The sequence below is a fragment of the Falsiroseomonas ponticola genome (assembly GCF_016805305.1).
GTDB lineage: Bacteria > Pseudomonadota > Alphaproteobacteria > Acetobacterales > Acetobacteraceae > Falsiroseomonas > Falsiroseomonas ponticola.
Window position 1 is genome coordinate 314,587 of record NZ_JAERQN010000005.1, and the last position, 26,240, is coordinate 340,826.

Consider the following 26,240-nt stretch of genomic DNA (forward strand, 5'->3'; position numbering starts at 1 on the left):
CGGGCGCCGTTCGGCGCCTCGGCGTGGCGACAGCCACGCCGCCTTTCCGGTGGCGCTGCGTGGCAACCGCCACGCCGCCCGTGTTCTCCATGACGTCCAAGGGTCCTGATCGATGAAGCGCGATTTCCATGCCCCCGGCCGCAGCGCCGTCTATGCCGCGAACGGGATGGCCGCCACCTCCATGCCGCAGGCGACGCTGGCCGCGCTCGACATCCTGCGCGCCGGCGGCAATGCCATGGACGCCGCCATCGCGGCCTGCGCGGTGCTGGGCGTGGTGGAGCCGCAATCCACGGGCATCGGCGGCGACTGCTTCTGCCTCTATGTCCCGGCCGGTTCCAGCCAGGTGATCGCGCTGAACGGGTCGGGCCGCGCGCCGCGCGGGGCGACGCCGGAGGCGCTGCGGGCCTCGGGCCTCACCGCCATGTCGCCGACCTCCGCCCATTCCGTGACGGTGCCGGGCGCCATCTCCGCCTGGGCGAAGCTGAACGAGGCGCATGGGAAGAAGTCGCTGGAGGAAATCCTGGCGCCGGCCATCGGCTATGCCGAGAACGGCTTCTTCCTCTCCGCCCGCGTCGCCAGCGACTGGGAAGGCTCCGTCGGCAAGCTGGCCAAGCATGGCCCGGCCGCCAAGCACTTCCTGAAGGATGGCGCGGCCTTCGCGCTGGGCGACAAGTTCGTGAACCCGAAGCTCGGCGCCACCATGCGCGCCATCGGCAAGCACGGCACCAAGGCCTTCTATGAGGGTGCCATCGCCGCGGACATGGTGAAGACGCTGCGCGAGGCCGGCGGCACGCATACGGAGGAGGATTTCGCCCGCGGCGCCTCCGTGGCCGGCTTCGTCGATCCCATCAAGCGCGCCTGGCGCGACATGGAGGTCTTCCAGTGCCCGCCCAACGGATCGGGCATGATCACGCTGATGGTCCTGGCGCTGATCGACAAGCTCGGCTTCCCCGAGGAAGGCTTCCTGAGCACGGAGCGCCTGCACCGCCATATCGAGGCCGCGCGCCTGGCCTATCGCGACCGCGACGCCTTCCTGGCCGACCCGTCCCAGGTGGAGGTGCCGGTGGAGCACCTGCTCTCCGACAGCTACCTCGATGCGCTGGCGAAGCTGGTGCGGGATGACCGCGCCATGCCGGAGATGCCGCTGGCGGGGCAGTCGGACCTCGCGAAGCACAAGGACACGGTCTATCTCTCCGTCGTCGATCGCGACGGCAATGCCGTCTCCTTCATCAACTCGCTCTTCGAGGGTTTCGGCAGCGGCATCTACGCGCCAGAGGCCGGCGTGATGCTGCAGAACCGCGGCTACGGCTTCCGGCTGGAGGAAGGCCACCCGAACTGCATCGCGCCCGACAAGCGCCCGATGCACACCATCATCCCGGGCATGGTGATGAAGGACGGGCAGGCGGTGATGCCCTATGGCGTCATGGGCGGGCACTACCAGCCGATGGGCCAGACCAACTTCCTGGTGAACCACTTCGTCTATGGCCTCGACGTGCAGGAGGCGATGGACGCGCCGCGCCTCTTCCCGCGCCTCGGCAAGGTGCAGGTGGAGAAGGGCATCCCGGCCTCGGTCGTGGATCGGCTGAACCGGCTCGGCCATGACTGCGAGCTGATCGACAAGCCGCATGGCGGCGGCCAGGCGATCCTGATCGACCGCGAGCGCGGCTGCCTTGTCGGGGGCTCCGACCCCCGCAAGGATGGCTGCGCGATGGGCTACTGAGGACTCCCCCGATCATGACCGCACCCTGCGACCTCTCCGCCGTCGAGGCACGGCGCCTTATCGGCACGCGCAAGCTCTCCCCGGTGGAGCTGCTGGACAGCTGCCTGGCCCGCATCGGCGCCGTGAACCACGCGGTGAACGCGATGGTGGCGATGGATACGGACCGGGCGCGGGAAGGCGCCAAGACGGCGGAGGCCGCGGTCATGGCCGGGGCGAAGCTGGGCCCGCTGCACGGCCTGCCCATCGGCATCAAGGACCTGGAGGAGACGAAGGGGCTGCGCACGACCTGGGGCAGCCCGATCTTCGCCGACCACATCCCGACCAAGGACGAGGCGATGGTCGCCAACCTGCGCGAGGCAGGGGCGATCGTCGTCGGCAAGACCAACACGCCGGAATTCGGCGCGGGCGCCAACACGCGCAACCTGGTCTATGGCGCGACGGGCAATCCCTTCGATCCCACGCGCTCCGCGGCCGGGTCCTCCGGCGGATCGGCCGTGGCGCTGGCCTGCGGGATGGTGCCCATCGCGTCGGGCAGCGACACGGGCGGTTCGCTGCGCAATCCCGCGGCCTTCAACGGCATCGTGGGCTTCCGGCCCTCGCCCGGCCTGGTGCCGGCGGAGCGGCGCGGGCATGGCTGGTCGCCGCTGCCGGTGCTGGGCCCGATGGCACGCAATGCGCGGGATGCGGCGCTGCTGCTTTCCGCCATGGCGGATGACGATGCGCTGGACCCGCTGGCCTATACGCTGCCGGATCGCCGGGTGCGGGGCGGGGACCGCAACCTGTTCCCACCCATGCAGGTCGATCTCGGCGCGCTGCGCGTCGCCGCCACGCCCGATTTCGGCTTCGCGCCGACCGAGCGCCATGTCCGCGAGGTCTTCGCGAGCCGCGTCGCCGCGCTGGCGCCGCTCTTCGGCCGGGTCGAGGAAGCGACGCCGGACTGCGCCGGCACCGACGAAGCCTTCGAGATCCTGCGCGCGACCAGCTTCGTCGCCAGCCATGCGGAGAAGTGCCGCACCCGGCCGCAGGATGTCGGCCCCAATGTGCGGGCGAATGTCGAGGAGGGGCTGCGCTACAGCCTGGCCGACTATGCCCGCGCGGCGACGGAGCAGACGCGGATCTACCGGCTGTGGCAGGGCTTCTTCGCGAAGCACGACATCATCATCACGCCGGCCATCACCATCAGCCCGCGCCCCTGGTCGGAACTCTACCCCGCCGAGATCGATGGCCAGCCGACGCGGACCTATTTCCACTGGCTGGCCATGGCCTATGCGGTGACGCTGGTGGGCCACCCCGCGGTCAGCCTGCCGCTCGGCCTGGACAAGGCGGGAATGCCCTTCGGCCTGCAGATCGTGGGGCCGCGCGGCGGCGATGCGCTGGTGCTTGCCGTCGCGGCGGCGATCGAGGAAGCCGTCGCGGGCGATTCGTCGCTCGCCCGCCCGGTGCCCGATATCGCCAGGCTCACCGCCGCGGCGCCGATCTCGGCCATGCCGGGCTTCAAGAGCTGGGCCTGACCTACCAGCGGCGGTAGCCGCGCTCGTAGCCATAGTCCCGGTGGCCGTAGGACGGCCGGCGGTCGTAGTGGCGGTGCCTCGGCTGGTCATTGGCCGAGGCGATGGCGATGCCCGCCAGCGCCACGCCGGCGCCGAGCGCCAGGCTGGCCGGCAGGTTCACGCTGCCGTCCGGATTCTGGCAGGCGCCGAGCATCAGGGCGGCGGAGAGGGCGAGGGCGGGCAGGATACGCATCGGGGGAACCTCCTGGGCAGGAAGCTTCCCCCTTGGGCAGGGCGGGCGCGGGGCCGCATCATGGCGGCGCCGCGCGGATCATGGCGGCGCGGAGGCGCCTCAGGCCCTCCCGCCGGAGGCGGTCAGGCCCTTCCGCCGGAGAAGGCGTTGAAGGTCTGGATGGTGTAGGTGTCCTTGACCCCGGCCACGCTCTGCACCCGCTCCACCACGAAGAGGCCGATATCCTGGTCCGCCTCCAGGTAGAACTTGCCCAGCAGGTCGTACTGGCCGCTGGTGGAGTGCATCTCCGACAATTCGGGGATGCTGTCCGCCATCTCCCGCGCCACGCGGTAGGCCTGCCCCATCTCGCACTTGATCATGACGAAGATGGCTCGCATCGCGGGGTGCTCCATTAACCAATGAGGGCGCCAGATTGACGCGGCGGGGCGCGCCGGGGAAGGGCGGGGTTCCCGGCACGTTCATTGCATGGCTAAATTTGAGCGTTACGTCTTGCAAACCGCCGCAAAGCGGGTCAACTGCGCTGGGATGAGGTGTCCGCCCAATGGGTGGGACATTTTGTCCGGACTGGCGAATAGCAGGATCGTGGCTCTCGCCCGTCCCCTTCCGGGGCGGGCCAGAACATTGCTGTCAGGACTGGGGTCGCATGCGAACAACCTCCCAGCTAGCCGTTCTGGCCCTCATCGGGGGCCTGGGTGCTGCTTGGCACATGTATGGCGAGCAGTACGGGCTGCCGCGACCGCTGGCCCTGGTGGGGCTTGAAGCCGCGCCGGCGCCCGCGGTGCGCGGCGGCGGCGGCGGGCCGATCGGCGTTGCGGTCGCCCCGGTCCGGGTCGGCACGGTGGTGGACCGGGCGGAGAGCGTAGGCACCGTCCGCGCCCGCGATTCGGTCTCCATCACCGCCAAGGTCACCGGCATCGTCACCGCCATCCGCTTCCAGGAAGGCCAGCGGGTGCGGGAAGGGGATCAGCTGGTGGACCTGGATGCCGCGGCCGTGCGCGCGGAGCTGGACCAGGCCCGCGCCCTGTTCGACGACGCCCGCAGCCAGGTCATCCGCGCCCGCCAGCTGCAGCCCGGCCAGTCCATCGCCGCCCAGCGGCTGGAGACGCTGGAAGCCGTGGCCCGCCAGGCCGAGGGCCGCGTCCGCCAGGCGCAGGCGCGGCTGGAGGAGTTGCGCGTCGCCGCCCCCTTCTCCGGCCGGGTCGGCCTGCGCCAGGTCAGCGTCGGCGCGCTGGTGCAGCCGGGCACGCTGGTCACCACGCTCGACGACATCTCCCGCGTCCGGGTCGAATTCGCGGTGCCGGAGGTCTTCGTGGCGCGCGTGCGCGAAGGCAGCACCGTGACCGCCCGCAGCACCGCCTTCGGCGACCGGCGCTTCACCGGCACCGTCGCGGTGGTGGATACGCGCATCGACACCAACACCCGCACCGTCCGCGTCGTCAGCGAGTTCGACAATGCGGATGAGGCGCTGAAGCCCGGCCTGTTCATGACGGTGGAAGTCGTGCTCAGCCGCCGCGACGACGCGCTGCTGGTGGCGGAGGAGGCGCTGGATCCGCTGGGCGACCGCAACTTCGTCTATGTCATCCGCGACAACCGCGCGCGCCGGGTCGAGATCCGCGTCGGCCAGCGCCTGCAGGGCGAGGTGGAGGTCCTGTCGGGCGTCCAGCAGGGCGACCATGTCGTCGTCCGGGGCATCCAGCGCCTGCGCAACGACGCGCCGGTGCGCGTGACCGAGACCCTGACCCGCCCGACCTCCTGACCGGCTGCAAGACGGGATAACCGGCCATGGTGCTTTCCGACGTCTCCATCAAGCGGCCCGTCTTCGCGACGGTCATCAGCCTGATGCTGATGGTGCTCGGCCTGGCGGCGCTGATGCGCCTGCCGGTGCGCGAATACCCCGCCATCGATCCGCCCGTGGTCTCCGTCACCACCACCTATCGCGGCGCCTCCGCCGCCGTGGTGGATACGCAGATCACGGAAATCCTCGAAGCCGCCGTGGCGGGGATCGAGGGCATCAAGTTCATCACCAGCCAGTCGCGCGACGAACGCAGCCAGATCACCATCGAGTTCCGGCTCTCCCGCAACGTGGATGCCGCGTCGAACGACGTGCGCGACCGCGTGGCGCGGTCGCTCGCCCGCCTGCCGGAACAGGCGGATACGCCTGTCGTGCAGAAGGTGGATGGCGATGCGCGCCCCATCCTCTGGGTCGCGCTGGTGTCCGAGGTGCTGGCGCCGATGGAGCTGACGGAGGTGGCGCGGCGCCGCTTCGTCGATCGCCTCGCCATCGTCGAGGGCGTGGCCCAGGTGCTGGTGCTGGGCGAACGCAAGCCTTCCATGCGCATCTGGCTGGACCGCCAGGCGCTGGCCGCCCGCGGCCTGACGGTGCAGGACGTGGAGGACGCGATCCGGCGCGAGAATGTCGAGCTGCCCGGCGGGCGCATCGAGAGCACGGCGCGGGAGCTGACCGTCCGCACCGATACGCGCATGAGCCGGCCGGAGCAGTTCCGCTCCCTCGTGCTGTCGCGCAACGCCAGCGGCCAGGTGATGCTGGGTGACGTGGCGCAGGTGGAGGTGGCGCCGGAGGATACGCGCGGCGAATACCGCATCAACGGCAAGCCCGGCGTCGGGCTCGGCATCCTGCGGCAATCCACCGCCAACACGCTCTCCGTCGCGCAGGGCGTGAAGGACGAGGTGGAGCGCATCCGCGCCTCCATGCCGGACGGCGTCTCCGTCGTCATCGGCTATGACGAGAGCACCTTCATCGCGCGCTCGATCTACGAGGTGGAGCACGCGCTGGTCACGGCGCTCGTCCTCGTCGTCGTCGTCATCTTCTTCTTCCTGCGGTCCTGGCGCGCCACCATCATCCCGGCGGTCGCCATCCCCGTCTCGCTCATCGCCTCCTTCACCGCGCTGGCGGCGCTCGGCTTCTCGCTGAACGTGCTGACGCTGCTGGGCCTGGTGCTGGCCATCGGCCTGGTGGTGGATGACGCCATCGTGGTGCTGGAGAATGTCCATCGCCGGATCGAGGAGGGGGAGGAGCCGCTGCTGGCGGCCATCCGCGGATCGCGGGAGATCGCCTTCGCCGTCATCGCCACGACGCTGGTGCTGGTGGCGGTCTTCGTGCCGCTGTCCTTCATGGGCGGCAATACCGGCCGGCTGTTCACGGAATTCGGCTTCGCGCTGGCGGCCTCGGTCCTCTTCTCCGGCCTCATCGCGCTGACGCTGACGCCGATGATGTGCTCCAAGCTGCTGAAGGCGCATGAGGGCGAGAGCCGTCTGGTGCGGTGGACGGAGCCCTTCTTCCTCGGCATGAACTGGGTGCTGCGGACGACGCTGAAGCGCGCCCTGGCCGCGCCGCTGATCACGCTCGGCGGCTCCGCCGTGCTCTGCGGCCTGGCGGTGATCCTGTTCAACATCCTGCCCAAGGAATTCGCCCCGGTCGAGGATCGCGGCACCATCATCATCCCGACCACGGGGCCGGAGGGCGCTTCCTTCGGCTATACCCGCGAACAGGTGGTGCGGGTGGAGCGCATCCTGCAGCCCTTCGTGGAGCGGGGCGAGATCGACAGCCAGTTCGCGACCATCGGCGGCTTCCAGCGGCCGGCGCAGTCCAACGTCGCCAACATCTTCATGCGCCTGGCGCCGTGGGACCAGCGCGACCGCAAGCAGCAGGAGATCGCGGCGGAGCTGATGCCCCAGCTCCTCGCCATCCCCGGCGTGCGGGCCTTCGCGCTCAACCCGCCCTCGCTCGGCCAGCGCGGCTTCCAGCCGCCGGTGCAGTTCGTGATCGGCGGTTCGGACTACAACACGCTGGTGCAGTGGCGCGACCGCTTCCTGGAACGCGCGCGGCAGAACCCGCGGCTGCAGAACCTGGATAGCAACTACCGCGAGACCAAGCCCGAGATCCGCGTCGAGATCGACCGCCGCAAGGCCGCCGAGATGGGGCTTTCCATCCAGGCGGTGGGGCGCACGATCGAGACGATGCTGGGATCGCGGGAGGTCGGCACCTATGTCGAGGGTGGCGACGAGTACAAGATCCTGGTGCAGGCGCGGGAACAGGACCGCGCCACGCCCTATGACCTGCAGAACATCTTCGTGCGCACCAGCGCGGGCGGGCAGCTCGGCCTCATCGCCGGCAGCGGCTCCGTGCAGGGGCAGCTCGTGCCGCTCTCCAACGTCGTGACGCTCAGCGAGCGGGCGCGGCCGCAGAGCCTGGCGCGCGAGGACCGGGTGCGCGCCATCACCATCACCGCCTCCCTCGCCCCCGGCTATACGCTGGGGGAGGCGCTGGCCTTCATGGAGCAGACGGCGCGGGACGTGCTGCCGCCGGAAGTGCGCATCAGCTATCGCGGGCAGAGCCTGGAGTTCAAGGAAAGCTCCGGCGCGCTCTACGTCACCTTCGCGCTGGCGCTGCTGGTGGTGTTCCTGGTTCTGGCCGCGCAGTTCGAGAGCTTCATCCACCCGCTGATCATCCTGCTCTCCACGCCGCTGGCGCTGACGGGCGGGTTGCTGGCGCTGCACTTCACCGGCGGCACGCTCAACATCTTCAGCCAGATCGGCATGATCCTGCTGATCGGGCTGATGGCGAAGAACGGCATCCTGGTGGTGGAATTCGCGAACCAGCTGCGGGACCGCGGCCTGTCCGTGCATGACGCGGTGCTGGAAGCCTCCGTCGTGCGGTTGCGGCCCATCCTCATGACCTCCATCGCGACGGTCTTCGGCGCGGTGCCGCTGGCCATGGCGACGGGGGCGGGGGCGGAAAGCCGCCAGGCGCTGGGCGTGGTTATCGTGGGTGGCGTCACCTTCTCCACCTTCATCACCCTCTACGCCGTGCCCGCGCTGTATCTGCTGCTGGCGCCCTACACCAAGCCGATCGGCGCCGTCGCGGCCAAGCTGGCGGAGCTGGAACGCTCACCGGGCAAGCCGCATCCCGCCCCGGCCGAGTAAGCGGGCGGCCGCCGGATAGCCCGGCGGCCGCTTCTGTTTTAAACCCCTTCGGTCAGTTCGAAGGGGAGGCCAGCAGTGGCAGGGATCGAGGCTCGGACCGGGGGTCAGTTGCTCGCGGATGCGCTGGTCGCGAATGGCGCGACGCATGTCTTCGCGGTGCCCGGCGAAAGCTATCTTGACCTGCTCGACGGCCTCTATGCCCAGCGCAACCGCGTGGAACTCGTCACCTGCCGGTTCGAGGCGGGCGCGGTCCATATGGCGGAGGCCCATGGCAAGCTGACGGGGCGGCCTGGCGTCGCCGTCGTCACCCGCGGCCCGGGCGCCTGCCATGCGGCGATCGGCGTGCATGTGGCCTTCCAGGACAGCACGCCGCTGGTGCTGCTGGTCGGCCAGATCCCGATGAACGAGACGGATCGCGAGACCTTCCAGGAAGTGGACTATCGCCGCTTCTTCGGCCCCATCGCGAAATGGGTGACGCAGATCGACGAGGCCGCGCGCATCCCGGAGCTGATGGCGCATGCCTTCGACGTCGCCACCAGCGGCCGGCCGGGCCCCGTGGTGGTGGCGCTGAGCGAGGAGATGCAGAAGCACCTGGTGGAGGCCGTGGATATCGGCCCGGCCCCCGTGCTGCCGCCGCATCCCGCGCCGGATGCGCTGCCGCGCCTGATGGCGATGCTGGAGAAGGCGGAGAAGCCGCTGGCGATCCTGGGCGGCAGCCGCTGGACCGAGCAGGGCCGCGCCGATATCGCGAAGTTCCTGACCGCCAACGACATCCCCGTGGCCGTCGGCTTCCGCCGGCAGGGCCTGTTCGACGGCACCTCCGCCCATTTCGCGGGCGATCTCGGCGTGGGCGCCGATGCGGGGCTGGTGGCGAAGGCGAAGGAGGCGGACCTGATCCTGGCGATCGGGACGCGGATCGGGGAGCCCGTCAGCCAGGGCTACACGCTGTTCGACATGGCGGGTTCCAAGCCCATCATCCATGTCTATCCCGACCAGGCGGAGATCGGGCGCGTCTATCGCCCGGCGCTCGGCATCGTCTCCGACCTCAACGCCTTCGCGGCCGGCGCGGCCGCGCTGCCGCCGGTAGCCGCGCCGCGCTGGGCGGGCTGGCGCGCCAGCGTGCGCGCGGCGCGGGAGGCGCAGGCCAAGGCGCCGTCCTATGAGGGTCCGCTGAACCTCGCGGTAGCGCTGCAGGAGCTGGAGAAGGTGCTGCCCGCCGACACCATCTTCACCACGGATGCCGGCAATTTCGCCACCTGGCCGACGCGGTTCATGCATGTTGGCGCGAAGCAGGATTTCCTGGGGCCGACCAACGGCGCCATGGGCTATGGCATCCCGGCGGCCATCGGCGCGGCCATCACCCATCCCGACCGCACCGTGCTGTGCTTCGTCGGCGATGGCGGCGCGTTGATGACGGGGCAGGAGATCGCGACCGCCTTCCACCACGGCGCCGCCCCCATCGTGATGGTCTTCAACAACGGCATGTACGGCACGATCCGCATGTATCAGGAGAGGACCTATCCCGGCCGCGTTTCCGGCACCGCGCTGACCAATCCCGATTTCCGCCTCTTCATCGAGAGCTTCGGCGGCCACGGCGAGATCGTGGAGACGACGGAGGAGATGGTGCCGGCCTTCCAGCGCGCGAAGGCCAGCGGCAAGCCCGCGATCATCGAGGTGCGGATGAACCCGGAGCAGGTGACGAACCGCGCGACCATCGCGCAGCTGCGGGCGCAGGCGACGAAGTAACTTCGCGCCGAGGCGACGAAGTAGCTTCGCGCCGAGGCGACGAAATAGGGGCTATCGGGGGCGCCCGCTGGCGCCCCCGACCCCGTCACTCCGGCTGGATGCCCGTCGCCCGCACCAGGCCCTGCCACAGCGTGCGCTGCGTGCGCATCAGCGCGCCGAATTCCGCCGGCGTGCTGGGGAAGGGCGCATTGCCGTTGGCGGCCAGGCGCTCCACCAGCTGCGGGTTCTTCAGCCCCTCGTTGATCACGCTGTTCATGCGCGCCACGATCGGCTCCGGGATGCCGCGCGGGCCCATCACGGCGGAGAAGCTCGGCAGGTCGTAGTCGGGCACGCCCTGTTCCTGCACGGTCGGGTATTCCGGGGCCAGCGGCCAGCGCGTCGGGCTCGTCACCGCCAGCGCGCGCACCTGGTTGGCGCGCACCGCGGGGATGACGCCGGAGAAGCTGTCGAACACCACCTGGATGTTGCCCGAGATCAGGTCCGCCAGCGCGGGTGCGGCGCCGCGATAGGGCACATGCGTCAGCTCCACGCCTGTGCGCTGCATGAACAGCACGCCGAGCATGTGGTTGGCGCCGCCCGCGCCGGCGCTGCCGTAGTTCAGCCGGCCCGGATTGGCGCGGGCATAGGCGACCAGCTCCGGGATGGTCCGCACCGGCAGGCTGTTGGTGACGCAGACCATGGCCGTGCCGGTGGCGAAGGTGGCGATGGCGGTGAAGTCGTCCACGCCCTCATAGCCCGGGGTCTTGAACAGCAGCGGCGCGCCGAGGTGGCTGGAGGGGCTCGCCATCATGATGGTGTAGCCATCGGGGGCGGATTGCGCGACATGCGCCGTGCCGATCGTGCCGCCCGCGCCCGCGCGGTTGTCCACCACCACCGGCACGCCCAGCCCATCCTGCAGCACCTGCGCCTGCAGGCGCCCGGCGATGTCGCTGGCGCCGCCGGGGGGATAGGGCACCACCAGGCGGATCTGGCGCGCGGGCCAGGGGGCCTGGGCCAGGGCAGGCATGGCGACCAGGGAGGCACCAAAGGAGGCACCCAGGGCAGGCAGGGCGCGGCGGCGGATCATCGGCGGGGTTCCCGGAGTCGTTGTGGACCCGATGATTAAGCCCTGGAAAGGTTCGGCCGCAAAGCGCCTTGCGGCGCGGCGGGCGCGGCCGGCGGCGGCGCCACCAGGCCCGGGCGCGGGGCGGCGGGCGGCGGCCGCGGCAGGCGTTCCGCGCGGGGCGGCGTGCCCCCGGCCTCCCGCGTCGCGCGGGCCGGGCCCAGCATGAGTTCGCGGCGCTGGCCGGGCGTCATGGCATCCCAGCGCGCCTGCATCTCCGGCCGGTCGGGCCTGGCGTCCCGTTCCTGGTCCCGGCCAAAGCGGCGCACGGCGCGGCCGCGCTGCTGGGCATCCAGCGCGGACCAGTCGCGCTCCACCCAGGAGAGGTCGGGCGCGGCGCGCTGCGCGCCGGCGGGGGCCGACAGCAGCAGCATGGGGAGAAGAAGCAGGATTCTCAGCATGGCGGGGCTCCCTCCCGGAAACCATGGCAGGGGCGGCGGCCCGGATGCCAGTCTTTCAATCAGCGGTGGCAGGGGGGCGGGGCAGGCCGGGGCCGAAGACCAGCGCGTTGCGCTCCGGCAGGCCGAGCCCGTCCCAGACCGGCGCGGCCTCGGCCTCCGTCGTCGCCACCGGCGTCTCCCCCCGGCGCATCCGGGCCAGGACGCGGCGGCGCTGGGCGGGGGTCAGCTGTTCCCAGAAGCGGGTCAGCCAGGCTTCCCGGCGCAGCCGCGTGGCGAGCGTGGGCGGCGGGGCCGGGGCGGGCGGCGGGGCAGGGGGCGCGGGGCGGGGCGGCGGCGGGGCGGGCGCGCAACCGGCGGCCGCCAGCAGCAACCCCCACGCGATGTCCCGTCGTCCCGGCATGGCCGCACCGTTGCAACCACGCCGCCGCCCGGTCAATTCGGCCGGTGCTCAACCCCGCGTCAGCGGCCGACGGCGTAGCCCTGCATGCCCCGGGGATTGGCGCCGGCGAAGAGCTGGCCATCCGCCTCCTGCCGCGCGCCGGTCAGGCGGCCTTCGGACCATTCGCCGCCGACCTCCACCAGGTGGCCGCGGGCCTTCAGCGCCTCCGCGACCTCCGCGGGGTAGCGGCCCTCCACCACGACCTTCCCGGGCTTCGCCACGCGCGGCCAGAAGCTGGAGGGCCAGTGCTCCGTGTGGAAGGAGGGCGCGTCGATCGCCTGCTGGATGGTCAGGGCGTGGTCCACCATGCGGCTGAACATGATGGGCTGCCACTGGTCCTGCTGCTCGCCGCCCGGGGTGCCGAAGCTCAGCCAGGGGCGGCCATCCTTCAGCGCCATGGCGGGGGAGAGGGTGGTGCGCGGGCGCTTGCCGGGCTTCAGCCCGTTCGGCAGCGACTCGTCCAGCCAGAACATCTGCCCGCGCGTGCCGAGGCAGAAGCCCAACCCCGGCACGGCCGGGGAGGATTGGAACCAGCCGCCGGACGGCGTGGCGGAGACCATGTTGCCCTGCGCGTCGATGACATCGATGTGGCAGGTATCGCCGCCGGAGGCGCCGAGGCGGGAGACGGTGGGCTCCCCGGCGCCGGGCGCGCGGGTCAGCAGCTCCGCCCGCGCCGCGGCATCATGGTCCACCCAGGGGGTGGCCATGCCGGGGAGCGAACCGGGGCGGAGTTCCATCGAGGCCGTCTCCCCGATCAGCTTGCGGCGCTCCGCATTGTAGGAATCGGACAGCAGGTGATGGATCGGCACGTCCACGAAGTTGGGGTCGCCGTAGAAGGCCTCCCGATCGGCAAAGGCGAGCTTCATGGCCTCGATCACCGTATGGGCGAAGCGCTCGCCCATCGGGTCCATGGACGCCATGTCGAAGCCCTCGAGCAGCGCCATGGTCTGCAGCATGGTCGGGCCCTGGGACCAGACGCCGCATTTCAGCAGGGTGGTGCCGCGATAGTCGCGCTTCAGCGGCGCCTCGATGCCCGCGCGCCAATGCGCCATGTCATCCGCCGTCAGCACGCCGCGGTGCCGCTGGCCGGAGGTGTCCAGCATCTCATGCTTCGCGAAGAAGTCGCCGATGGCCTCGGCCACGAAGCCGCCATACCAGGCGTTCCGCGCGGCCTCGATCTGCGCGACGCGGTCATGGCCGGCGGATTCGGCCTCCCGCAGCAGGCGCTCCCAGGTATCGGCGAGCGTCGGGTTAGCGTAGAGGCCGCCGGCGACGGGACCGCCATTGCGCAGCCAGATCTCGGCGGATGTGGGCCATTCCGATTCGAAGAGCGGCCGCACCGTGTTCAGCGTGGCGACGACGCGCGGCACGTAGTGGGCGCCGCGGCGGGCATAGCCGATGGCGTAGGACAGCACGTCGCGCAGCGACCAGGTGCCCCAGTCCCGCAGCATCAGCGCCCAGGCATCGAAGGCGCCGGGCACCATGGCGGGCAGGAAGCCCGTGCCCGGCACCAGGTCCAGGCCGAGATCGTCCTTGATGTGCCCGACCGTCAGCTTCGCCGGCGCCACGCCCTGGCCGCAGACCACGCGCTGCGCGCCCGCCTTGGCGTCATGCAGGATGATGGGGCAGTCGCCGCCCGGGCCGTTCAGATGCGGCTCCACCACCTGCAGCGTGAAGCCCGCCGCGGCGGCGGCATCGAAGGCATTGCCGCCACGCTCCAGCACCGACATGCCGACCTGCGAGGCGATCCAGTGGGTGGAGGCGACGACACTGAAGGTGCCGGCGATCTCGGGGCGCGTCGTGAACATTCGGTGTCGGACCCATGCAACTGTCTTGAATGGCGGGATAGGCGCAGGCAGAAGCGGCGCGGTCAATATTGCGGTGCATGATGCTGTCCACGGGGCTGCCCGGAATGCTGGTGGCGGTGGTGGGTCCTTCCGGTGCGGGCAAGGACACGCTGATGGCGGGCGCGCGCGCCAGGCTGCTGGGCGATGCGCGCTTCGTCTTCACCCGCCGCGCCATCACCCGCCCGGCGGAAGCGGGCGGTGAGGATCATGAGGCGCTGGCGGAATCCGCCTTCGCCGCCCGGCGCGATGCCGGCGGCTTCGCGCTGTGGTGGGAGGCGCATGGCCTGTCCTACGGCATCCCCCGCGCCATCGAGGCGGAGATGGCGACGGGCCGCGTCGTCATCGCCAATCTGTCGCGCGGCGTGCTGGCCGAGGCCGGGCGGCGCTATCGCCTGCGGGTGCTGCGCATCACCGCGCCGCTGCCCGTGCTGACGGCGCGGCTGCTGGCCCGGGGGCGCGAGAATGCCGCCGATATCGAGGCCCGCCTGGCGCGGGAGGTGAAGCTGCCGGAGGGCCTCGACGTCGTGACCGTGATGAATGACGGCCCGGTGCAGGCGGGGGTGGAGGATGTGCTGGCCGCGCTCAGCCGAGCAGCGGCAGACGCTCGGCCAGCAGGAAGGGCGCGCCCGGCCCCGCCTGGGTGAAGAGGCAGAGTTCCGTCACCCGGCGCGGCTGCGCGGGCACCTCGCCCAGATGCGCCGCCAGCGCCGGCCAGACCACCGCGCGTTCCTCCGCGCTCAGGCGCCGCGTCAGCGTGACGTGGAACCACCACTGGTCCAGCACATAGTGGTAGCCCCAGAGGCCGAGCAGTTCCCGCTGCCGCTCCGTCATCCGGGCGGGGTTGCGGCGCGCGATCTCGGCTTCCGTCGGCGCTTCGCGATGCGCGTCGAGGCTGGTGACGCAGGCATCGCAGAAATCCTGCAGGGCCTGGCACTTCTCCGATTCCAGCAGGGCGAGGAAGCCGTGATGGTCGGCGAGCCTGAGCGGCGGCAGGGCGAAGGGGCGCGTGCGCGCGGCCAGCGCCATGGCATCCGCCCGCATCGCGGCCCAGGAGGTGCGGAGGCGGAAGGGCGGCTTCAGCGTGGCGTGCAGGCCATAGCCGCGGGCATCGGCGGTGATCTCCGCGATGTCGAGGCCCGGGAGCGCGGGCTGTGGGAGCTTCGCCCCCGTCTCCGCATCCCGCCCCAGCCAGGCGGAGCCGAGGCGGTGCAGCGGGTCCTCCAGCCGTGGCGCCCAGTAGAGCGCGACGCGCATCAGGCCACGCGCTCCCCGGCGCGCCAGACCTGGCGGACGATGGCGTGGCCCTCATGCGGGCGGACCTGCACCAAATCGGCGCGCAGCCCGGCCTCGATGCGGCCGCGATCGGTAAAGCCGGCCATGCGGGCGGCGCGGTCGGTGATCATGGCGACGGCATCGGGCAGCGTCGTGTCGCCATGCCCCACGGCCAGCCAGGCGGCCTCGATCATCGCGGGGGGGACATAGTCGCTGGCCAGCACATCGACGGCGCCGGCGCGCACCAGGTCGGCGGCGGCGACGTTGCCGGAATGGCTGCCGCCGCGGACGATGTTGGGCGCGCCCGCGATGACCTGCACGCCCATCCGCTTCGCGGCCTCCGCGGCCTCCATCGCGACCGGGAATTCGCTGATCATGATGCCGTCGGCGGCGTTCGCCGCGATCTCCTCCGGCGTCGCGTCGTCATGGCTCGCCAGCGGCAGGTTGCGGTGGCGGACGCGGTCGATCAGCCAGCGGCGCTGCGGCTCCCGCAGCCTCTCGCGCTGTTCCAGCAATTCGCCGATGCGCCTGTCCACCGCTTCCGGCGTCAGGCTGTGCTGGCGGACGCGCATCTTCCTGTAGCGCTCCACATCCCGGTACTGGCCGACGCCGGGCGAGTGGTCCATCAGGCTGATCATGCGGACCAGCGGATGGTCGGCCACCGTCTCCACCAGCTCCACCATGTCGGCGGCCGGCAATTCGCAGCGGAGGTGCAGGAAATGGTCGCTGCGCAGCAGGCCGGTGCCCGACAGCGCATCGAGGTCCTGCACCCCTTCCCGGAAGGTCTGGGTGCGCCCCGCATCGAAGCCGAGGTCGCCGAGGCAGAGCGCGTCCAGTACCGTGGTCACGCCCGCCGCCGCCGTCTGGCTGTCATGCGCGATCATGGCGGAGCGCGACGGCCAGCGCGCGGTGGCGCGGGGCTGCACCTGGCGTTCCAGATTGTCCGTGTGCACATCGACGATGCCGGGGATGAGGTGGTCGCCGCCCAAGTCCCGCGCGCCGGCGGCGTGGCTGCGGCCGGGCTGCACCTCCGCGATCCGGTCGCCGCGGATGACGATGGTTCCCTCCAGCACCTCCGTCGGCAGGACGAGGCGGGCGTTGGTGAGAATGACTTCGGGGTTCATGCGGCGTCCTGGATGGGGGCAACGTCGAAAAGGCGGTCGGCGATCCGGTCCCGGACCTCCGTATCGTGGAAGATGCCGATGAGGGCGGCACCGCGGGCCTTGGCTTCCTCCACCAGGCCGATCACGACCTGGCGGTTGGCGGCGTCGAGGCTCGCGGTCGGCTCATCCAGCAGCAGCACGGGGTAGTCGGCGGCGAAGCCGCGGGCAAGGTTGATGCGCTGCTGTTCGCCGCCGGAGAAGGTGGCGGGCGGCAGGCCGTGCAGGCGTTCCGGCAGGTTGAGGCGGAGCAGAAGGTCCCGCGCGCGGGCGCGGGCGGCATCGGGGGCGACGCCGCGCGCCGTCAGCGGCTCCGCCACGATATCCAGCGCGCCGATGCGGGGGATGACGCGGAGGAACTGGGAGACATAGCCGAGCGTATCCCGCCGGATGGCGCGCACCAGGCGCGGATCGGCGCTGGCGAGATCGACGGCATCGCCGCCATGGCGGATCAGGATGCGCCCCGCACCCGTGCCGTAATTGCCGTAGAGGCAGCGCATGAGCGTGGATTTGCCGGCGCCGGAGGGGCCCGCCAGCGCCACGCATTCGCCGGGCATGACGGTCAGCGACACATCCGCCAGTACCGGGATACGGACCCCGCCCTGGAGGTGCAGGCGGAAATCCTTGGAGAGGTTTTCCGCTTTCAGAACCCAGCTCATGCCGCCAGCACCGAGGAGACGAGGAGTTGCGTATAGGCGTGCTGCGGATCGTCCAGCACGCGGTCGGTCAGCCCTTCCTCCACCACCTGGCCCTGGCGCATGACCAGGATGCGATGCGCCAGCAGGCGCGCGGCGGCGATGTCATGCGTCACGATCAGCACGGCGAGGCCAAGGTCCGCGACCAGCGCGCGGATGAGGTCGAGCAGCCGCGCCTGGACGGAGACGTCGAGCCCGCCGGTCGGCTCATCCATAAAGACGAGCTTCGGGCGCGTGACCAGCACGCGGGCGATCTGCAGGCGCTGCTGCATGCCGCCCGAGAACTTGCCGGGGATGTCGTCCATCCGCGCCGGGTCGATCTCGACCCGCTTCAGCCATTCCGTCGCCTCCGCGCGGATGTTGCCGTAGTGGCGCGCGCCGACGGCCATCAGCCTCTCGCCGATATTGCCGCCGGCCGTGACGCCAAGGCGCAGCCCGTCGCGCGGGTTCTGATGCACGAAGCCCCATTCCGTGCGCATCAGGCGGCGCCGCGCCGCTTCCGGCATGGCCAGCACATCCTGGCCGCGATAGGTCACCGCGCCCGCATCGGGGCGCATCAGCCCCGACAGCACGCGCAGCAGCGTCGTCTTGCCGCTGCCAGACTCGCCGACGATGGCCACGACCTCGCCCGGGTGGATGTCGATCGCGACATCATCCAGCGCGGCGACGCGGCCGAAGCGGAGTTGCAGGCCGCGCGCCTCCATGAGCGGCGCACTCATTCCGCGGCCTCCTTCATCGCCTGGCGTTCCTGGCAATGGTCGGTGTCGGAACAGACGAAGATGCGCCCGCCCTTGTCGTCCACCAGCACCTCGTCGAGGTAGGTGTCGCGCGATCCGCAGAGTTCGCAGGCATGCGGCGCGCGGATCGGGCGGAAGGGGTGGTCCTCGAAGTCCAGGCTGCGGACGGGGGTATAGGGCGGCACGGCGTAGATCCGCTTCTCCCGCCCCGCGCCGAACAGCTGCAGCGCCGGCATCATGTGCATCTTCGGATTGTCGAAGGCCGGGATGGGGCTGGGCGACATCAAATAGCGTTCGTTCACCATCACGGGGTAGCTGTAGCTGGTCGCGATATGGCCGTGCTTCGCGATGTCCTCGTAGAGCTTGACGTGCATCAGGCCGTAATCGGCCATGGCGTGCAGGCGGCGCGTCTCCGCGATGCGGGGCTCGAGGCGCGCCAGCGGCTCCGGGATCGGCACCTGGTAGACCAGGATCTGGCCCTCGGTCAGCTTGCGTTCCGGGATGCGGTGGCGGGTCTGGATGATCGTCGCCTCCGCGGTGCGTTCGGTGGTGGCGATGCCCGCGGTGCGGCGGAAGAAGGCGCGGATGGAGACGGCGTTGGTGGTGTCGTCGCTGCCCTGGTCGATCACCTTCAGCACGTCGCGCGGGCCGAGCACCGAAGCCGTCACCTGGATGCCGCCGGTGCCCCAGCCATAGGGCAGCGGCATCTCCCGCGACCCGAAGGGCACCTGGTGGCCGGGGATGGCGACGGCCTTGAGGATGGCGCGGCGGATCATCCGCTTCGTGCTCTCATCCAGATAGGCGAAGTTGTAGCCGGGATCGGTGCTCATTCGCCGCGCTCCACCGCCGCGCGCATGGTTCGCACATTCTCCAGCTCGGACTGGAAATCGACGTAGTGCGGCAGCTTCAGATGCTCCACGAAGCCCGTCGCCTCCACATTGTCGCAGTGGGACAGCACGAATTCCTGCTGCTGCGCCGGCGCCTCCGACCCCTCGCCCAGTTCGGGGGAGCGCAGCGCGCGATCGACGAGCGCCATGGACATGGCCTTGCGTTCGCCATGGCCGAAGACCAGGCCGTAGCCGCGGGTGAATTGCGGCGGCTCCGTCCGGCTGCCCTTGAACTGGTTCACCATCTGGCATTCGGTGACGGTGATGTCGCCGAGGTCCACGGCGAAGCCCAGCTCCTCCGGCACGAATTCCACCGCGATCTCGCCCATGCGGATCTCCCCCACGAAGGGGTGGTTGCCGCCATAGCCGCGCTGGGTGGAGTAGCCGAGCGACAGAAGAAAGCCCTCATCGCCCCGCGCCAGCGCCTGCAGCCGCAGCGGCCGGTCGGCGGGGAAGGAAAGGGGCTGGCGCGTCAGGTCGCCGGGCTCGGCATCCTCCACGGCTTCCCGCTGCATCAGCCCGTCCTGGGCGAGCAGCTCGGTCACGCGGGGCGTCGGCGCCGGGTCCGGTTCGCCTTGGGGCGCCCCGCTGGGCAACCCGCCCGCGGCAGCCAGACGAAAATCGAGCAGGCGGTGGGTGTAGTCGAAGGTCGGGCCCAGCACCTGGCCGCCGGGCAGGTCCTTGTAGGTGGCGCTGATGCGCCGCTGCAGGACCATGGCGTTGGTGTCCAGCGGCAGGCTGGCGCCGAAGCGTGGCAGGGTGGTGCGATAGGCGCGCAGCAGGAAGGCGGCCTCGATCAGGTCGCCGCGCGCCTGCTTCACCGCCAGCGCCGCGAGCCCCCGGTCGTGGCAGGACCCCTCCGCCATCACGCGGTCCACCGCCAGGCCCAGCTGCTGTTCCACCTGCGCCGTCGTGATCTCCGGCTGGGCGGGGTCGCCGCGGCGCATCTCCTCCAGCCAGGCATGGGCGGCGCCGATGGCGCGTTCGCCACCCTTGGTCGCGACATACATCGCTCAGCCCCCCTCGATCGTCACGCCGCGCGGCAGCGCCGCCACCTGGTCCCCGGCGCAGAGGATGACGTCCACGCCGCGCGGGAAGCGCCCGCGGCTGGCCGCCCAATCCGCCAGGAAGCCCGGCGGCGCGCCGGCCACGGCCAGGCGGTGCGTGCCCTGGATGCCGGGGCCGGAAAGCCGCCAGCCCGATCCCTCCGCCAGGCCATCGACCGGCAGCACCAGGGTGGCGCCGCGCTCCGGCTCCTCCTCCGTCCCGCAGTCGAGGTCCGGCAGCCGCGCTTCGGGGTCCAGCACGAAGGCGGCTTCCGCCACGGCCGCGGCGCGGGCGCCGGTGTGGAAGCGGATCCAGGCCTCCGCCGCCGGGCCGGCGGCCAGGCGCACCGGCGTATCGGCATCGGCCAGCGCCAGCAGCACCGCGGCGGCGGCGGGGCCGATCCCCTCCGGCACTTCCGGCGGCACCGGCATGCGCTGCACCCGCCCGGGGCGGCTCATCGCCTCCAGCACCGCGCGGAAGGCGGCCTGGGAATCGAGGACGGGGTCGGCGAAGCCCGCCAGGCTCGTCGCGCCGCTCATCGCATCTGGGTCATGGTGAAGAACTCGACCTTGGTGGCGGCGGCGCGGCGCGCCGTCTCCGCCCGGCGTTCCGCCTGGGCGGCGGCGAGCGGCGCGATGACCAGCGCCTCCAGCCTCTCCCGCCAGGCCTCGTCCTGCAGCAACGCGTCCAGCACGGCGGCGAGTTCCGCCTGCGCATGGTCGCGCCCGGCGGCATGGGCATGGCCGATCGCGCCATCCGCCATCCGGACGGAGCAGCGCGTGACCGTCATCTCGCCGAGGTTGAAGGGCGCGCCATCGCCGCCGGCGCGGCCGCGCACCATGACGAGGCCCGTCTCCGGCCCCCGCAGGCGGCGATGCGCGGGCAGGGGCGGGGCATCGGCCAGGTGGCGGGCGATCTCCGCCGCGCTGGCACGGGCCAGCACGGCCATCCAGCGCTGCCGGGCAGCGGTTCCGGCCGGGCCGGGGGAGGGCGATACGGTCATCTTTGTCACCAAGGTCATCTAGACAACTAGGTATCCGGCTCTTTATGGTCAACTGAAACTGCCACGCCAAAGGCACCGGGAGGTTGAACGTTCCATGACAGATGGTGGCGATCGGGGGGTGCAGCCTGGGCCCGTGCTCGCGCGGGGGGAAGGGGTCGCCTTGTGGCGGCAGATCACCCAGCAGATGGAGCGGGAGATCAGCGGCGGCCGGTACGGGCCGGGCGCGCGGCTGCCCACGGAAGCGGAACTGGCCGAGCGCTTCGGGGTGAACCGCCACACCGTCCGCCGTGCGATGGAGGAGCTGGAAGGCCGCGGCCTGGTGCGGATCGAGCAGGGCCGCGGCAGCTTCGTGGCGGAGGATGTGGTGGATTACCGCCTCGGCCCGCGCACGCGCTTCTCCGAGATCATCCGCCGGCAGAACCGGGAGCCGGGCGGGCGCATCCTGCGCGTTGAGGAACTGCCGGCGGAGGCCTCGATCGCCGATTCGCTCGGCATGCGGCGCGGGCGGTCGATGGTGGTGGTGGAGAGGCTGTCGCTGGTGGATGGCCGGCCGCTGCTGATCGGCACGCACCATTTCCCCGCCGCCCGCTTCGCCCGGATTCCGGAGCTGCTGAAGCAGGACCCCTCCATCACCGCGGCGCTGGTCGCCTGCGGCGTGCCGGACTACCGGCGGAAGGTGACGCGCATCACCGCCCGGCTGCCGACGGCGGAGGAAGCCGACCTGCTGCAGCAATCCCGCAACCGCCCGGTACTGGTCAGCGAGGCGATCAACGTCGATCCGGCGGGCGAGGTGGTGGATGTCACAATCAGCCGCTACGCCGCCGGACGGATGCAGATGGTGGTGGAAAGCTGAATGGACTGGACGATCGCGGCGGGGACGGTCCTCAGGGATGGCGCGCTGGCGCCCGGCGAGGTGGCGCTGGCCGGCGGCGTCATCGCCGCCGCGCCGCGGGCGGGGGCGCGGCGCTTCGATGCCGGGGGCCTGCTGGTCATGCCGGGGCTGGTCGATCTCCATGGCGATGCGCATGAACGCCAGGCGCAGCCGCGCCCGGGCATCGGCTTCCCCGCCGCGCTCGGCATGCGCGACAGCGCGGCGCAGATGCTGGCCGCCGGCATCACCACCGCCTGCCTCGGCGTGACCCTGTCCTGGGAGCCGGGGCTCAGGGGGATCGAGGCCTGGCGCGCCACGCTGGCGGCGGTGGAGGCGGCGCGGCCGCGGGCGGGCTGCGACCTGCGCATCCATTGCCGGTTCGAGGCCGACAACCTGGATGCGCTGGAGGAGCTGCTGGCCGACATGGCGGCGGGGCGCGTGCAGTTGCTGGCCTTCAACGACCACACGCCCGGGATCGTCCGGCGGATCGCGGACCCCGCCAAGGCCGCCGCCTATGCCGCCCGCGCCGGGGTGCCGGCCGCCGAATTCATCGCCCTGGCGCAGCGCGCCGCCGCCATGCGCCCCGACGTGCCGGCGGCCCGCGCGCGGCTGGCGGCGGCGGCGCGGTCGCTTTCCATCCCCATGCTGAGCCATGACGACGCGACCCCCGCGATGCGCGCCGAATTCCGCGCGCTGGGCGCCGCCGTCTGCGAATTCCCGATGAGCGAGGCGGTGGCCGAGGCCGCGCGCGCGGAAGGGGAGGCGGTGGTGATGGGCGCGCCGAACGTGGTGCGCGGCGGCAGCCACATGGGCTGGGCATCGGCCGCGCCGCTGGCGGAACGGGGCCTCGTGACCGTGCTGGCCAGCGACTACTACTGGCCGGCCATGCTGGAAGCCGCCTTCGTGTTGGCATCCCGCGGCGTGCTGGACCTGGCGGCGGCCTGGGCACTGGTTTCCGCCAACCCCGCGGCGGCGGCGGGCCTGGCGGACCGGGGGCGCATCGCGCCGGGGCTGCGCGGGGACGTGGTGGTGGTGGATGCGGAGCGCCGGGCGCCCGTCGCGGCCTTCGCCGCGGGGGATCTGGCCTGGCTGGCGCCCGGGGCGGCGGCGCGGATCGGCTGACCCGCGCCGCGCCGCGTCAGCCGAACAGGTCGATATCCGCCGCCGAGAGGTTGGGCCGGTTGGCGAGCAGCAGCAGCTCCATCCCACCCCCCGCCGCGCCATCCGCCCACCAGGACAGCAGGCCGGTCGCGCGGTCATAGACCAGCTGGGCGGCATCCCCCTGCGCCACGGCGCCGCGCGTCAGCGTCACGGCCGTCATGCCGGGCAGCTCCTCCGCGAAGCGCAGCCGGTCCTGCCCGATCCGCATGTCGAGCAGGACGTCGAGCCCGCCGGCGAGGTCCAGCAGCAGCGTATCGGCGCCGCTGCCGCCCTCGATCAGGTCGCGGCCGGGGCCACCCTGCAGCAGGTCGTTCCCCCTGCCGCCGCTGAGCGAATCATCGCCGCTGCCGCCCTGCAGCGTATCGCCCCCGTCTCCCCCCGCCAGCGTGTCCTGGCCGCCCATGCCGCGCAGCCAGTCCTGCCCGCTGCCGCCATCCAGGCTGTCATGCGGCGCGGCGCCGGCCAGCAGGCCATCGGTGGAGAGGGTGTCGAAGTCATCGCCCTGCAGCACATCGTCCTGGTGGCCGCCGCGCAGCGTATCGGCGCCCCAGCTGCCCCGCAGCGTATCCGCCCCGGCGCCGCCATCCAGCAGGTTGCCGTCATCGCCGATCGCCATCGCGACCAGGTCCCCGCCCCAGAGGAAATCGCTGCCCGCGCCGCCGAGCAGCGTATCGGCGCCGAGGCCCGCGCTGATCGTGTCGTTGCCCGAATCGCCGGACAGGCTGTCCGCCCCGCCCGATTCGACGATGCGATCATGCCCCCGGCCCCCGGCGATGGTGTCGTCCCCGGCTTCCGGCGCGAGGATGCCGAGATCGACGGCGACCAGCTCCGCGGTCAGGATCACGTCGTCGCCGTCGCCGCCCATGACGCTGCCGGCGCCCTCGCCGGGCCGGATCGTATCCGCGCCTCGGCCGCCATCGATGGTATCGGCGTCGGCGCCGATGAGGGAATCATCGCCGTCGCCGCCATCCAGCCGGTCATCGCCCCCGGCGCCCAGCAGGGTGTCGGCGCCGCCGCCGCCGGCCAGCGTATCGGCGGCGCCGCCGCCGCTTGCCCGGTCGTCGCCTTCGCCGAGTTCCGCCCGGGCGGCCTCCTCGCCGGCCTCGAACACATCCTGGCCGGCGCCGAAGCGGAAGGCCTCGATCGAGACGAAGCGGCTGGAGCCGCCGTCCCAGGTGGCGCCGCCCGCGGTGGCGTGGGTCGCGGCGTCGGAGAACACCGCCCAGTCCAGGCCGAGGCCGCCGTCCAGCGTATTGGCGCCCGCGCCGCCCAGCAGCGTGTCGTCGCCCATGTAGCCCTGGAGCCAGTCATTGCCCGCGCCGCCCACCAGGCTGTCCTGCTGCGTCGCGCCGGCCGGGATCTGGCCGGGCAGCAGGAACTCCACCGCATCGCCGACCAGGTGGTCATCGCCATCGCCGCCCAGCAGCGTGTCCGCCGCCCAGTCGCCGCGCAGCGTATCGTCGCCGGCGCCGCCATCCAGCCGGTTGGCCGTGAAGCCGCCCGGCGGGGGCTGCAGGCTGCCGCCGGACAGCGTATCCGCCGGATCGCCGAGGATGATGGTGACGGCATAGGGGCCGCCGCCCCAGAGCGAATCCGCCCCTTCGCCGCCGGTCAGCGTATCCGCGCCGGAATCGCCGACCAGCGTATCGTCGCCCGTGCCGCCATCGATGCTGTCGTCGCCATCGCCCTCGATGACCAGGTCATTCCCGCCGCCGCCCAGGACCCTGTCCCGGCCGGTGCCGAGCCCGTTGGCGCCGGTGCCGAGGATGGTGTCGGCGCCGTCGCCCGCATCGATCCGGTCGTCGCCGCCGCCGGCCAGGACCATGTCGTCGCCATCCCCGCCCAGGATGGTGTCGTCGCCGCCGGGGGCCGCGGGGTCGATGACCTGGCCATCCGCATCGATGACGTCGTGGCCCGACCCGCCCTCCAGCCGGTCGGCGGCGCCGAGGCCGATCAGCGTGTCGTCGCCCGCATCGCCCTTGGCGAAGACGCCGAGCGTGCTGGCGCTGATGAGGTCGTCCCCATCGCCCCCGCGCATGACATCGCGGCCGCGCCGTTCGCCGATGCCGAGTTCCGGCATCTCCAGCAGGAAGCCGGTCAGCGTATCGTCGCCGCTGCCGCCCAGCAGCGTGTCGCCGCCATTCAGCGCGATCAGCGAATCGTCGCCGCTGCCGCCTTCCGCCCGCGCGCTGCCGCCGCTGGCGAAGACGGTGTCGTTGCCCGCGCCGCCCAGCAGCAGGTCGTCGCCGGCGATGCCGTGCAGGCTGTCATTCCCGCCATCGCCCAGGATCAGGTCGCCGCCCAGGCCGCCCAGGGCGGTATCGTCGCCCGCGCCGAGGCGGAGGAAGACGCCGTCCAGCGCGTCGGCCAGGACCACGCGGTCATTCGCCGAGCCGAAGCGGAAGGCCTCGATGTCGATCAGCAGGTCGCCCTCTGCCTCCCCGCCCAGGATCCCGCCGGGGATGTCGATGACGGTCGGCGTATTGCCGTAGAGCACGAGGTCGAGGCCCGGGCCGCCATCCAGCGTATCGGCGCCCAGCCCGCCGAACAGCGTATCGGCGCCTTCCAGGCCGAGAAGGCTGTCCGCCCCCGTGCTGCCATTGATCCGGTCATCAGCCTGCGAGCCGGCCCTGCGCACCATGTCGGACAACCATGCCTTTCCGTGACGGCGCGAAGACAAGTAAGTATAGCGCGGCAGGTCAACCCCGGGTTGGTGCGGCGGGGTCCAGCCCCAGCCAGGTGGCGAGGTCCGCCACGCTGTCGATCAGCGCATCCGGCCGCGCCGCGGCAAGGGCGGGCCGCGTCGCATAGCCCCAGGTCACGGCGGCGATGCGGATGCCCGCGCGGCGCGCGGCCTCGATATCGCGGATCTCGTCACCGATGGCGGCGGCCTCGCGCGGCGGGATGCCGGCGCGCGCCAGCACGCCGCGCATGCGCGCCGGCTTGCCGAACAGGGAGGCGTCGCAGGACCAGTGCACGATGGCGCCGGCGGCCGGGCCGAGGGCGAGCCTGGCATTCGCCTCGGCGTTCGAGGTGACGAGCGCCAGCGCCGTGCCCGCCGCCTGCAGCCGCGCCAGCAGGGCAGGGATGCCGGGGAAGAGCGGCGGCGGCGGCGCCTGCGCGGCCAGGCGGCGCAGATGCAGCGCGATCATCGGCACCTGCCAGGGCCGCACGCGCAGCGACCGCAGGATGGCCGCGGTCGGCAGGCCGCGCAGCGCCTCCGCCTCCTCCGCCGTGATGCGGCGGAAGCCGAAGCGGCGCGCGGCATCGTCCAGCGCGCCCAGGAACCAGGGGCGGCTGTCGGCCAGCGTGCCGTCGAAATCGAGGAGCAGGAGGCGGGCGCGGCCGCCCTCGGCCCGGTCCTGTGCGTTGCGTGTCATTTCCGTCATGTGCCGGCGGGTTGGTTATTCGCTCACGAAATCGCGCCTAGCGTTCGCGCGCGGCGCAATCCCGCGCCTCCAGGAA

At 71.9% G+C, this 26,240-nt stretch carries 24 protein-coding genes; 8 read left to right on the plus strand and 16 right to left on the minus strand.

Annotation, left to right across the window (positions count from 1 at the left end; translation table 11 throughout):
• The first annotated feature begins 112 nt into the window (after nucleotides 1-112).
• Both ggt and JJI54_RS17080 read left to right on the plus strand, forming a co-directional pair.
• Entirely contained in the window at nucleotides 113-1,720 is a 1,608-nt protein-coding gene (gene ggt, locus JJI54_RS17075; protein WP_226381835.1) for a gamma-glutamyltransferase, read from the plus strand.
• A 14-nt stretch (nucleotides 1,721-1,734) separates the two neighbouring features.
• Entirely contained in the window at nucleotides 1,735-3,231 is a 1,497-nt protein-coding gene (locus tag JJI54_RS17080) for an amidase (protein WP_203074219.1), read from the plus strand.
• Nucleotide 3,232: 1 nt separating this feature from the next.
• Here JJI54_RS17080 and JJI54_RS17085 read toward each other — a convergent pair whose 3' ends face one another.
• Together JJI54_RS17085 and JJI54_RS17090 are read right to left on the minus strand one after the other, a co-directional pair.
• On the minus strand, nucleotides 3,233-3,463 hold the full coding sequence (locus tag JJI54_RS17085; protein WP_203074220.1) for a hypothetical protein: 231 nt from the start codon (nucleotides 3,461-3,463) through the stop codon (nucleotides 3,233-3,235).
• A 122-nt stretch (nucleotides 3,464-3,585) separates the two neighbouring features.
• Nucleotides 3,586-3,840: an Lrp/AsnC ligand binding domain-containing protein gene (locus JJI54_RS17090; protein WP_203074221.1), complete on the minus strand. Its 255-nt coding sequence runs from the start codon at nucleotides 3,838-3,840 to the stop codon at nucleotides 3,586-3,588.
• Between the two features lie 329 nt (nucleotides 3,841-4,169).
• Between JJI54_RS17090 and JJI54_RS17095 the strand changes: the two genes are divergently transcribed.
• From JJI54_RS17095 to JJI54_RS17105, 3 genes are all read left to right on the plus strand, one after another.
• On the plus strand, nucleotides 4,170-5,219 hold the full coding sequence (locus JJI54_RS17095; protein WP_203074222.1) for an efflux RND transporter periplasmic adaptor subunit: 1,050 nt from the start codon (nucleotides 4,170-4,172) through the stop codon (nucleotides 5,217-5,219).
• A gap of 26 nt (nucleotides 5,220-5,245) precedes the next feature.
• A complete protein-coding gene (locus JJI54_RS17100; protein WP_203074223.1) occupies nucleotides 5,246-8,407 on the plus strand; it encodes an efflux RND transporter permease subunit in 3,162 nt (1,053 codons plus the stop codon).
• A gap of 75 nt (nucleotides 8,408-8,482) precedes the next feature.
• Nucleotides 8,483-10,153, plus strand: coding sequence for a thiamine pyrophosphate-dependent enzyme (locus JJI54_RS17105; protein WP_203074224.1), 1,671 nt, complete (start codon nucleotides 8,483-8,485; stop codon nucleotides 10,151-10,153).
• A gap of 85 nt (nucleotides 10,154-10,238) precedes the next feature.
• On the opposite strand, the gene JJI54_RS17110 is transcribed toward JJI54_RS17105, so the two are convergent.
• Genes JJI54_RS17110 through JJI54_RS17125 form a run of 4 tightly spaced genes read right to left on the minus strand, consistent with a single transcriptional unit; the run spans nucleotide 10,239 to nucleotide 13,903 of the window.
• On the minus strand, nucleotides 10,239-11,219 hold the full coding sequence (locus JJI54_RS17110) for a Bug family tripartite tricarboxylate transporter substrate binding protein (protein WP_203074225.1): 981 nt from the start codon (nucleotides 11,217-11,219) through the stop codon (nucleotides 10,239-10,241).
• Between the two features lie 35 nt (nucleotides 11,220-11,254).
• Complete coding sequence (locus JJI54_RS17115) at nucleotides 11,255-11,656, minus strand: hypothetical protein (RefSeq protein WP_203074226.1); 402 nt, start codon at nucleotides 11,654-11,656, stop codon at nucleotides 11,255-11,257.
• A gap of 55 nt (nucleotides 11,657-11,711) precedes the next feature.
• A complete protein-coding gene (locus JJI54_RS17120) occupies nucleotides 11,712-12,056 on the minus strand; it encodes a hypothetical protein (protein ID WP_203074227.1) in 345 nt (114 codons plus the stop codon).
• A 59-nt stretch (nucleotides 12,057-12,115) separates the two neighbouring features.
• Nucleotides 12,116-13,903 (minus strand): gamma-glutamyltransferase family protein, encoded by a 1,788-nt coding sequence (locus tag JJI54_RS17125; protein ID WP_203074228.1) that lies wholly within the window; start codon nucleotides 13,901-13,903, stop codon nucleotides 12,116-12,118.
• Nucleotides 13,904-13,980: 77 nt separating this feature from the next.
• Here JJI54_RS17125 and phnN point away from each other — a divergent pair, with 77 nt between their 5' ends.
• Nucleotides 13,981-14,586: a phosphonate metabolism protein/1,5-bisphosphokinase (PRPP-forming) PhnN gene (phnN, locus tag JJI54_RS17130; protein ID WP_226381837.1), complete on the plus strand. Its 606-nt coding sequence runs from the start codon at nucleotides 13,981-13,983 to the stop codon at nucleotides 14,584-14,586.
• Here phnN and JJI54_RS17135 read toward each other — a convergent pair.
• Genes JJI54_RS17135 through phnG form a run of 8 tightly spaced genes read right to left on the minus strand, consistent with a single transcriptional unit; the run spans nucleotide 14,525 to nucleotide 20,743 of the window.
• Complete coding sequence (locus JJI54_RS17135; protein ID WP_203074229.1) at nucleotides 14,525-15,196, minus strand: DUF1045 domain-containing protein; 672 nt, start codon at nucleotides 15,194-15,196, stop codon at nucleotides 14,525-14,527. The genes phnN and JJI54_RS17135 overlap by 62 nt on opposite strands.
• Nucleotides 15,196-16,338 (minus strand): alpha-D-ribose 1-methylphosphonate 5-triphosphate diphosphatase, encoded by a 1,143-nt coding sequence (locus tag JJI54_RS17140; protein ID WP_203074230.1) that lies wholly within the window; start codon nucleotides 16,336-16,338, stop codon nucleotides 15,196-15,198. Before JJI54_RS17140 ends, JJI54_RS17135 begins: the two co-directional genes overlap by 1 nt.
• Nucleotides 16,335-17,033, minus strand: coding sequence for a phosphonate C-P lyase system protein PhnL (gene phnL / locus JJI54_RS17145; protein ID WP_203074231.1), 699 nt, complete (start codon nucleotides 17,031-17,033; stop codon nucleotides 16,335-16,337). The genes JJI54_RS17140 and phnL overlap by 4 nt, the downstream gene beginning before the upstream one ends.
• The gene (phnK, locus tag JJI54_RS17150; protein WP_203074232.1) at nucleotides 17,030-17,788 is read right to left on the minus strand and encodes a phosphonate C-P lyase system protein PhnK; all 759 of its coding nucleotides are present in this window, start codon (nucleotides 17,786-17,788) and stop codon (nucleotides 17,030-17,032) included. Before phnK ends, phnL begins: the two co-directional genes overlap by 4 nt.
• Nucleotides 17,785-18,636, minus strand: a complete 852-nt coding sequence (locus tag JJI54_RS17155) for an alpha-D-ribose 1-methylphosphonate 5-phosphate C-P-lyase PhnJ (RefSeq protein WP_203074233.1) — start codon at nucleotides 18,634-18,636, stop codon at nucleotides 17,785-17,787. The genes phnK and JJI54_RS17155 overlap by 4 nt, the downstream gene beginning before the upstream one ends.
• Nucleotides 18,633-19,703 (minus strand): carbon-phosphorus lyase complex subunit PhnI, encoded by a 1,071-nt coding sequence (locus JJI54_RS17160; protein WP_203074234.1) that lies wholly within the window; start codon nucleotides 19,701-19,703, stop codon nucleotides 18,633-18,635. The genes JJI54_RS17155 and JJI54_RS17160 overlap by 4 nt, the downstream gene beginning before the upstream one ends.
• Before the next feature lie 3 nt (nucleotides 19,704-19,706).
• A complete protein-coding gene (phnH, locus tag JJI54_RS17165) occupies nucleotides 19,707-20,279 on the minus strand; it encodes a phosphonate C-P lyase system protein PhnH (RefSeq protein WP_203074235.1) in 573 nt (190 codons plus the stop codon).
• Nucleotides 20,276-20,743 (minus strand): phosphonate C-P lyase system protein PhnG, encoded by a 468-nt coding sequence (gene phnG / locus JJI54_RS17170; protein ID WP_226381838.1) that lies wholly within the window; start codon nucleotides 20,741-20,743, stop codon nucleotides 20,276-20,278. Before phnG ends, phnH begins: the two co-directional genes overlap by 4 nt.
• Nucleotides 20,744-20,837: 94 nt before the next feature.
• Here phnG and phnF point away from each other — a divergent pair, with 94 nt between their 5' ends.
• Both phnF and JJI54_RS17180 read left to right on the plus strand, forming a co-directional pair.
• Nucleotides 20,838-21,596, plus strand: a complete 759-nt coding sequence (phnF, locus tag JJI54_RS17175) for a phosphonate metabolism transcriptional regulator PhnF (protein ID WP_203074237.1) — start codon at nucleotides 20,838-20,840, stop codon at nucleotides 21,594-21,596.
• Entirely contained in the window at nucleotides 21,597-22,736 is a 1,140-nt protein-coding gene (locus JJI54_RS17180; protein WP_203074238.1) for an alpha-D-ribose 1-methylphosphonate 5-triphosphate diphosphatase, read from the plus strand.
• A gap of 16 nt (nucleotides 22,737-22,752) precedes the next feature.
• On the opposite strand, the gene JJI54_RS17185 is transcribed toward JJI54_RS17180, so the two are convergent.
• The gene (locus JJI54_RS17185; protein WP_203074239.1) at nucleotides 22,753-25,416 is read right to left on the minus strand and encodes a calcium-binding protein; all 2,664 of its coding nucleotides are present in this window, start codon (nucleotides 25,414-25,416) and stop codon (nucleotides 22,753-22,755) included.
• A gap of 58 nt (nucleotides 25,417-25,474) precedes the next feature.
• Nucleotides 25,475-26,155: an HAD hydrolase-like protein gene (locus tag JJI54_RS17190; RefSeq protein WP_203074240.1), complete on the minus strand. Its 681-nt coding sequence runs from the start codon at nucleotides 26,153-26,155 to the stop codon at nucleotides 25,475-25,477.
• Nucleotides 26,156-26,240: the final 85 nt, after the last annotated feature.